Source organism: Microvirga sesbaniae (assembly GCF_025460805.1).
Lineage (GTDB): Bacteria > Pseudomonadota > Alphaproteobacteria > Rhizobiales > Beijerinckiaceae > Microvirga > Microvirga sesbaniae.
In genome coordinates this window covers 1-6,063 of the sequence record NZ_JAMXFJ010000083.1, presented here as the reverse complement: position 1 = coordinate 6,063, position 6,063 = coordinate 1, and the positions used below count along the sequence as shown (strand labels likewise).

General features: G+C 60.4%; 5 protein-coding genes and 2 pseudogenes. 4 read left to right on the top strand and 3 right to left on the bottom strand.

The annotated features are described in order from the left end of the window. Positions 1-96: 96 nt before the first annotated feature. A pseudogene (locus OCW50_RS33675) lies at positions 97-255 on the top strand (IS6 family transposase); the annotation flags it as partial. Between the two features lie 322 nt (positions 256-577). Here OCW50_RS33675 and OCW50_RS32445 read toward each other — a convergent pair. Beyond that, a complete protein-coding gene (locus OCW50_RS32445; RefSeq protein WP_262300350.1) occupies positions 578-1,846 on the bottom strand; it encodes a DUF3141 domain-containing protein in 1,269 nt (422 codons plus the stop codon). A gap of 41 nt (positions 1,847-1,887) precedes the next feature. Here OCW50_RS32445 and OCW50_RS32440 point away from each other — a divergent pair, with 41 nt between their 5' ends. Both OCW50_RS32440 and OCW50_RS32435 read left to right on the top strand, forming a co-directional pair. Further along, entirely contained in the window at positions 1,888-2,406 is a 519-nt protein-coding gene (locus OCW50_RS32440) for a helix-turn-helix domain-containing protein (protein ID WP_262300349.1), read from the top strand. Then, positions 2,328-2,798 (top strand): annotated as a pseudogene (locus OCW50_RS32435) (transposase); the annotation flags it as partial. The gene OCW50_RS32440 and the pseudogene OCW50_RS32435, both read left to right, overlap by 79 nt. Here the strand turns inward: OCW50_RS32435 and OCW50_RS32430 are convergent. Next, positions 2,778-3,938 carry a DUF3141 domain-containing protein gene (locus OCW50_RS32430; RefSeq protein WP_262300352.1) on the bottom strand — a complete coding sequence of 387 codons (1,161 nt, stop codon included), beginning with the start codon at positions 3,936-3,938 and terminating at the stop codon, positions 2,778-2,780. The pseudogene OCW50_RS32435 and the gene OCW50_RS32430 sit on opposite strands and share 21 nt — an antisense overlap. Before the next feature lie 814 nt (positions 3,939-4,752). On the opposite strand from OCW50_RS32430, the gene OCW50_RS32425 reads away from it, so the two are divergent. Further along, complete coding sequence (locus OCW50_RS32425) at positions 4,753-5,826, top strand: IS3 family transposase (protein ID WP_247654129.1); 1,074 nt, start codon at positions 4,753-4,755, stop codon at positions 5,824-5,826. 51 nt (positions 5,827-5,877) lie between these two features. Here the strand turns inward: OCW50_RS32425 and OCW50_RS32420 are convergent. Next, a partial coding sequence (locus OCW50_RS32420) for a hypothetical protein (RefSeq protein WP_262300348.1) occupies positions 5,878-6,063 on the bottom strand: 186 nt, incomplete at its 5' end.

Here is a 6,063-nt window from a genome sequence, read left to right as displayed (position 1 = left end):
GAAGTCCGTCTCTTCAATCAGCTCTTCGGCCTTGCAGCCTGAATGACCCGTTCGACGGGGTCCGTTATGCCCTTTTCAAGTTACTGCAACGGTGCCTTTCGATCTGCCGGAGGGCTGCAGAGGTTCGTCAACGGGTTCTCTGCCGTCCGCAACCTGTTCGTTCCACCCCGCTCCCGCCGCTCTGCCCGCGCTACCCACCTTCACCGCCTCAGCGCGATGGCGGAGTGGAAAGTCGCGGCGAATGTTGCCTCTTGAAACTGTCATGCGGCCGAATCTGCCTCAATGCGCCCAATGCCGGTTCACGTGACAACACCGTCTCGGTGGCGTCATGCGCAATCAGAACGCGCAGCAGATTGGGCGGCCTTATTCTTCTGCCCCCATACTGGGACAGCCACAGAGCTGATCCCGAAGAGAAGCAAGGGCGTGCAAGTGACGTCGGACATTGGGATCGCGGACGGCTTGAGCGCGCTTAACCTCAAACCGCCGAACGGGGAAGTGCCTCTGAAAGGAAGATAATTACTCGCCAGCCTCAAAAGCACACACCGTCCTCGTCTTCTCACGACAAAGCATCCGCACTTCAGCCCGCGCGCGTATCCGCCAAAGGATTCTCCGTGACATCGCCAGTGATTGGTGGCTGGTTAAGCACTTGAGCGAACTGCCGTAGGAGGTCAACCGTGCTCGGCTCCATTTCCGCGACGGGGCCGAGTACGTAGCATGCAAGGAGGTAGGCGCGACGCCGCTGCTGGCGATCATTCAGTAGCAACGGTAGGGTATCGATGGCCTGCTCCCGTTCAAATGTGGCGATAGTAGTTTGCTGGCGAATGACTGAGGTCAGGCGATCACGAGGTAGAGAGCGGAATGGCTCGTCTTGGATTAATATGCGGGACCAGCGGCCCAGACGATCGCCGCGGATACCCCCGCGATCGTTAGCAAGCAGCGTCACCATGCGAGTGACGCCTTCGATGAAGCCGCCAGTTGCGATTGCGTCGAGCGCATCGCAAACGTCGGGGCATGACCGCAGTTCTCCAAGCACCGGTTGCCTCGCATTCACCTTAGAGGGGCTGCTAAGGTAGTGCTGCAAAGGATTATTCCACACGCTGTGGAACACCAGTTCATAGATCATCTCGCGCAGGTCGCGCCAGAAGATCATCGCCTGTTCGACGTGCTGGACATATAGTGCTTCTGCAATGAGGAACGGATTTTCCGCTCTGGCCCTTGCGCGATTGCGTCGAACCTGCTCGGCTAGAGACTGGACGCCAACCATCATCGGATTCTGTGAAGACATTAGCGCTCGCGATAAGCGTTTCGGGTGGAGACTTCGGCTAGCCTCGGCTGTGAGGTTTGTGACTGCAGCTCTGATGAACGGACGAGCAACTGTATGATAGATCTGGGCCTGAATCCGAGATGTGTGGTCGACAGCGTTGAAAGGAATCTCGTCCCGATAGCTGTCGTTAAGTGCACGAATATCCTTGAAGGTGCGGCTGACCAGTTCAACGCTGAAGTGCTTGCATCCATCATGCTCTTCAACATCTTTGATGCACATTTCGTAGAGCCCGGGCATCAACGTTTCGATCGCTTCCAGAATGGTGGCGACTTGATTGAACTCCCTATTGATAACTCTCGAAGATACAAAAATTCCGAGATGCCCGACGTCATTGTGTACCATGTAGATAATACGTTGGCCGCGAACCCGGACCTCCTCCTCGTTCTGGTAAACATCTGTGATCCAATTCAGAGCTTGCTGAGGCGGAGTGACGTTGTCACCATGGCTGGTGAAAACGACGATGGGCGCGCGGATCTGCTTGAGATCGATGTGCTGACGCTCCGATACTAAGTAGGTCAACATAAGACTTGCAACGCGAACGCTGCGGGTGTGTTCTGGGGAGCATGCAACACCATGATCACTCTCCCGAGACGTGGCTCGACGAGGCGGATCGCAAGCGGCTTGCTGCCGCGCTTGCTGGCGCCCGCGAGGCCCGTGTGTATCGCCGCCTCGAGGCGCTGCTGTTGGTGGCCGAGGGGCATTCTGCCGCCGAGGCAGCCCGCCGCTGCCGGGTCAACCGCTCCAGCGTGCATCGCTGGCTCGTCCAGTACCGGGCCGAGCATGAGACCACGGCCCTGATCGACCGGCCACGCAGCGGGCGTCCGCGCCGTCAGCCGAGGCTCACGCCGCGACGCCTGGCGGCGGCCCTGGCGCGCGACCCGCGCCGCTGCGGCTATCAGGCCACGAGCTGGACCGTGCCGCTGCTGGCCCACGACCTGGCCGCCAAGGGCCTCGCCGTCAGCCCCCAGACGCTGCGGCGGCGGCTGCACGAGGCCGGCTATCGTTGGAAGCGGCCGCGCTATGTCTATGTCCAACGCGCGGCGCATCTGGCGCAGAAAAAGGGGGCCTCACCCGACGTCTGAAAGCCAGCCGGCACAGGGGAGATCGGCTGCTGTGCCTCGACTGGACCCTGCTGCGGCTGTTTCCGCCGCTGCGCGCGGTCTGGGCGCTGAAGGGCACCCAGGCGGTGGTGCCGATCACCGGCCACAATGCCAAGCGGGTGCTGTTCGGGGCGATCGACCTACAAAGTGCGCGCCGCGTCGTGCTGGTCCGCCATCGCGCCGCTCAGGCCGATGCCCAGGCGTTCCTGCGTGCGTTGCGGCGCCGCTACCGCGGTGCCGGCTGGCTCTGGCTGCTGACGGATCGGGCCAGCGCCCACACCGCGCCGCAGACCCAAGCCCTGGCCGCCCGGCTGCGCATCCGGTTCGTGTGGCTGCCCCGGCAGGCACCCGAACTAAGCCCGATGGACCAGCTCTGGCGCGAGCTCAAGCGGCTGATTGCCGCCAACCGGCAGGCCGCCTCCATCGATGCCCTGGCCGCCGAGGCCGCTGAGTGGGTTCTGAGGCTGACGCCCCAGCAGGCGCGCCGCAAGGCCGGCATGCTGTCCAAACGTTTCTGGCTTAGAAAGCTGTTGCAGAACTTTTGGCGACCTACTTAGATTGGCCCGGTTTCTGGCGAGCCGGTTGCCGATGAACAGGTTCTCTAGAATCCAGCAGATCTCATTCTCGTGCAGCAGGCAGAAACTGCCCCACAACTTCTCCCTTGCTAGGAAACTTTCGCGCGCCGTGTCAACGTCGCGATAAATCTCAGCGTACTTCAGGAACAGCCGGCTCTCGGGATTGAGTAGTTCAAAGTTTTGTATTAGATAGGCGCCGTCGAAGATCCCGTTGCCGAGGTCGCATAGAAACATCGGTATCCATAAGCCCCCGAATATGCCGGCAATGTAGCGGAAACTGCTATCGCCGATGTTCCCCGATACAGCCGACACCGGCGACCCGTTGATGACAATGGGTCCTGTCAAGTCAGGGTTTGTTGCGGCCAGCACGAGCGTTGCCCAGCCAGCTTGGCAGTTACCAACGATTGCCGGGAGAGGGGCACGCGGATGCCGGCGCATAACTTCCCGAACAAAGGCGGCTTGCGCATAGGCGACATCGGAGAGTTGCTGACCCTGCTCCGGCTCGCGACGGAAGGCCACCAGATAAACGGGATGGCCTTCGCGCAATGCGACGCCGGCCTGACTATCGGCTGCGTGGGCGCCGACACCCACGCAGTGTCCGGCTCGCGGAGGGACAATAACAAATGGCCGGCGGGACGGGTCGGTGGTAACATCCTGAGGAGGAATAAGTCGTAGTAATACAAAGTTGGATTTTAGCGGAAGTTCCCGTCCGTCCATAATGGCGTCGTACTTGTAGAAAAGCACCGGTGGACAGCCCGCCGCCTCATGATCGAGGAAGATGTCGCCACTCTCTCGTACAGTATTGAGTAGAAGTAAAGCGCGATCAATCGCGTCTATGATGTATTCGGTCCAGTACTCCCCAAGCCGTCCGTTTTCATACAGATTTCGCAGACCTATGGCGAGACGTTCACCGGTTGCCAAGAATTCTGGTAGCCGCATGGAAGCCAGTTCGCCACTACGTTTAGCCCGCAGCATCAACGCGTCTCGCAGAATAGCGACAGTTCTGGCATTCGCCCCTACACTACGATCGACGTAGATGCTGAATGGGCTGCGGAAGAACGCACCGTCGAGTTCATCGCGTTGCGTTTTCATTGACGGGGTGCGATCGGACCATTCGAAAGCGCCAGACATAGTCCAACTTCCTTTGTTCTACACCAGATACCCCACCATAATGCTGACTTTCGCTGTGTTGCCGAACTGCTTATTGTGCGCGCTTCATCCAGTTAACAGCTTGCAGGCTAGCTAAGGCGTCACCCACGAATCGAGCCCGGTGTATTCCCACCGCCTTTCCAATTCTCCCACGCAAATTTGGTGCCATGCACGGTATAAAACCGCAAAAATATTGCTGTGAGACCCGTCTGAGGGAGGCTCGACCTGTGCCTTTTTGTGTGTTCAGTGGCACCGGACTTAACCGGAGCGGCCCGACGCACGCGTTAAGAGTTGGACGAGACGTCGTCGCCTTTGTCACAGATCAGACACACCATCGCTGCTCGACTGCTTCTCGCCAGATCGGCACCTGTGGTCCTCTACGCCAGTGTGGCCTTGTTCTCTTATTCTGGGGCTTCTGGTCAAGCCCTTTGAGCGGCCCTTTCCGTCAGTTCGGATGATATCAGCTGTCGCGTCATGGTTCTCTCCGCGGTTGACCTCATCCTGGATGTCTGGAAGCGTCGCCGCTGAGGTGACACGGGCGCAGTGGTCCAGCCGCTGTGTTAGTCTGACCGGCAAATTTCCTTGGGGGCTCAGGGGGGTCGCCATGCGCAAGAAGCGGTTTTCGGTCGAGCAGATCGTGGCGGCACTGAAGCAGGCGGAGCTGGGGCTGCCGGTGGCCGATCTGATCCGGCAGGTCGGCATCTCGGAGCAGACGTTTTATCGCTGGAAGAAGCAGTACGCGGGCCTCGAGTCGGACCAGGTGCGCGAGCTCAGCCTTGACAAAGCCGTGCTGCAGGACGTTCTGTCAAAAAAGTTCCCCTGGCCCGCGCTCCTGAAGCAGGAGGTGCGCTACGTGCAAGCGTCCCACGGCTACAGCGAGCGGCGGGCCTGTGCCCTGACCGGTCAGCATCGTTCGACCCAGCGCAAGCCGCTGATCGCAGATCCGCGTCTCGAGCTGCGTCAGCGCATGCACGAGATCGTGCGCACGCGGGTGCGCTATGGCTCCCGGCGCGTCCACATCCTGCTCAAGCGAGAGGGCTGGACGGTTGGGCGGAATGTAATCTACCGGCTCTACCGCGAGGAAGGGCTGGCCCCGCGCAGCAAGCAGCCGCGGCGGCGCAAGATGGTCGTTCAACGCCAAGCCCGCTGCCAGCCGAAGCGATCCAACGAGGCCTGGAGCCTCGACTTCGTCCACGATGCACTCAGCACCGGCCAGACGTTTCGGGCTCTGACGGTGATGGACCTGTTCACGCGCGAGGGAGCTGGCGATCGAGGTCGGGCAGCGGCTGCGGGGCGAGCACGTGGTCGAGGTGCTCAACCGTCTGGTGGGCCAGCGCGGGGCCCCCAGTACCTGTTTGCCGACAATGGCACCGAGTTCACCGGGCATCTGGTCGACCTGTGGGCCTATCATCATGGCACCCGGATTGATTTCTCCCGGCCCGGCAAGCCGACCGACAACGCCCATATCGAGACGTTCAACGGCAGTTTGCGGGACGAATACCTGAACCTGCACTGGTTCGAGACCATCGCGGAGGCCAAGCGGATCATCGAGGCTTGGCGGAGGGACTACAATGAGAGCCGCCCTCACATGGCGCTTGGAAACCAAACGCCGCAGGAATATGCTTTGCGGATAAGCCCTTCGCCACTGGCGCAGGGCTCAGGAGCCGGCGAAAGCTAACGCTGAGCCTGGACCACCAAACCCAAGCGCTTCAAGCTTGGTCCTGACCCATCAAACTGGTCCATTCCGAGGACAACTTTTCCGGGCATTTTGATCCTTGAGGAGGGTCAGTGCCATGAAGAGATCGCGGTATACGGAAGAACAGATCGCCTTTGCCCTGCGCCAGGTGGAAAACAGATCGCCTTTGCCCTGCGCCAGGTGGAAAGCGGCACACCGGTGGCCGAGGTGATCCGCAAA

What these genes read in the sequence shown, in the direction of transcription:
- OCW50_RS32440 (WP_262300349.1), top strand. Translation starts at nt 1,888, where the DNA reads ATGCAACACCATGATCACTCTCCCGAGACGTGGCTCGACGAGGCGGAT.
- OCW50_RS32430 (WP_262300352.1), bottom strand. Translation starts at nt 3,938, where the DNA reads ATGCGGCTACCAGAATTCTTGGCAACCGGTGAACGTCTCGCCATAGGT.
- OCW50_RS32425 (WP_247654129.1), top strand. Translation starts at nt 4,753, where the DNA reads ATGCGCAAGAAGCGGTTTTCGGTCGAGCAGATCGTGGCGGCACTGAAG.
- OCW50_RS32445 (WP_262300350.1), bottom strand. Translation starts at nt 1,846, where the DNA reads ATGTTGACCTACTTAGTATCGGAGCGTCAGCACATCGATCTCAAGCAG.